This window comes from Cellulomonas septica (assembly GCF_012396155.1).
GTDB lineage: Bacteria > Actinomycetota > Actinomycetes > Actinomycetales > Cellulomonadaceae > Cellulomonas > Cellulomonas septica.
In genome coordinates this window covers 1-2,246 of sequence record NZ_JAAXOY010000595.1, presented here as the reverse complement: position 1 = coordinate 2,246, position 2,246 = coordinate 1, and the positions used below count along the sequence as shown (strand labels likewise).

Here is a 2,246-nt window from a genome sequence, read left to right as displayed (position 1 = left end):
CCGTCCGGAAGCCGCCGTCGACGAACGCCTTCAGCTGCGCGTCGGTGCCGGCCAGCGCCGTCGTCGCCGCCGCCTTCAGCGCGGGACCGTCGGTGCCGCCCAGGGTCTGCGCCGACGCGCGGTAGTCGGCCGCGAGCGCCGCCTCGAACCCGGTGTCGACGAAGGCGTCGAGCTGGGCGTCGGAGCCCAGCAGCGCCGCCTCGGCCGCGCGCCGGACCGATGGTGTGCCGGTCGTGAGCAGCGCGGCCGCCCACGACCGGTCGCTCCCGTCGTCGAGCGGCTCGTCCGCCGCGGCGGGCGTCCCGCCCACGGTCAGCCCCAGCACGACCGAGACGACACCAGCCACCAATGACCGCACACCGATACGTGCCACAGCTCCCCCTCCGGAGGGCACCGTCGGACGCGACGCTGCGTCGACGGGAGCCCTCGTCACCTGCTGACGACGTCCGACCCCGCACCCCTCGTCCCGTGCGTCGGCAGGCGAGAGCGGGCGGCCTGCGGTGCGCGGGAACGTGAGCGACGGGTACGCCCGGAGGCAGGTGGCGCGGGGCGCGCTCCTGCGGTCTCGGGACATACCCCTCGGTGACGGATGTTAATGCCCCGATGACTCGCTGCGGGGCGATTCGCGGCACTCCCCTGCCGGCGTGTCACCGCGACGCCGACGGCGTCGGACGAGTCGCCCCGTCCGACGCCGTCGCGCCGTCACCAGCTCGGGATGGCCCCGAGCCAGCCCACCGGGACGTCGACGTACGTCCGGTCGTCCATGGCCAGCCACTGCTCGGACGAGAGCTTGCGCTTCGCACCGCCCACCACCTGGAAGATCTCCCCCGTCGACGCGTTGCGGAGCAGCACGTGGCGCGTGGGGATCGTGCGGGTGACCTGCGCGAGCAGCGCCGGCGGGACCTCGGTGTACGGCTTCGAGCCGAGGGCCTGCCACTCCGCCATCGAGAGCCGGTACTTCGCGGTCCCGGCGACCTGGTAGATGCCGCCGTCCGTGCGGTCGCGCAGCAGGGCAGGCTCGGTCGGCACTCCCGTCGGGATGCGCGAGATGAGCCCGGCCGGCGCCGGCTGGTACGGCGGCGACCCGAGCGCCTGCCACTGGGCGAGGGTCAGCGGGTACCGCGAGCATCCGACCACCTGGTAGATCGACCCGTTCGCGGGGTCACGGAGCAGGGCCGGTCCCCCGGCGGCGGCGTCGGGAGCGCGGTTGATGAACTCCACGGGGACGTCGGTGTAGCCCGGCGACCCGAGCGCCTGCCACTCCGTCGCGGAGAGCCGGTACCGGGTGCCGCTGACGATCTTGTAGATGCCGCCGTCGGCCGGGTTGCGCAGGAACGTGCCGTCGCGCGGCACGTCGACCAGCGTGGCGGCGGTCGCGTCGGACACGTCCGTGTACCCGCGAAGGCCCATCGCGGCCCACTGGGCGTACGAGAGCCCGTACTTCGCGCCGCCCGCCACGATGGAGATCGTCCCGTTCGGGGTCCGGATCAGCTGACCGTCGGCGACGGGCTGCTGCGCCGGAGCGGGGGCGGGCGTCGGCCCGCAGCTCTTCACGGTGTTCTGGGTGATCCAGCCGGCGAGCGTGTCCACGCGTGTCTCGGTCGCCGCCTGCTTCGTCGCGGTCGAGCCGAGACACCCGCCCTGGTAGGCGGTGTGGTGGATGGCGACGAGCTCCACGCCCGACGACGTGGTGCGCAGCGTGGGTCCGCCGGCGTCGCCCTTGCAGATCGTCGCGCCCGCGCTCTGCGCCTCGAGGTCGATCGTGCCCCCCGCGACGGCCCCGACGGTGAACGTCGCCACGTGCGCGGTGTCCGGGACCAGGTCGATCCCGGTGCGGCCGTACCCGGTGACCGTGAGCGCCTCGCCCACGACCGGCGCGGCCGTGGCGACCTTGACGGCCGCGACGTCACCGACCGGCGCGGAGAGCCGCGCCAGCACCACGTCGTGGTCCGGGTGCGGCACGAGGAGGTCGACGCCGAGCACCCGACCGGCGGTCCCGGTCAGGTCCACGCGCCCGACGGTCGCCTTCGTCGGCTGCGTCGGCCTGCCCTCGACGAGGGCACCTCCTGCCGGGTCGGTGAAGCAGGACGCGGCGGTCAGCACCCACCACGGCCCCAGCAGCGCGCCGGAGCACGCGCGGTCCGCACCGATCTCGAGCCTGACCGTGGCGGCCGCGGTCGGCCCGGTCGGCGTCGTGCCCTGGACCGCGAAGGCGGCGGGCACCCCGACGCAGGCGAGCGCGAGCG

General features: G+C 74.9%; 1 protein-coding gene and 1 pseudogene. Both read right to left on the bottom strand.

The annotated features are described in order from the left end of the window. A pseudogene (locus tag HGA02_RS21745) lies at positions 1-346 on the bottom strand (ALF repeat-containing protein); the annotation flags it as partial. 356 nt (positions 347-702) lie between these two features. Next, positions 703-2,246, bottom strand: a 1,544-nt coding sequence (locus HGA02_RS17025; protein ID WP_168680363.1) for a trypsin-like serine protease, incomplete at its 5' end; no start/stop codon positions are given.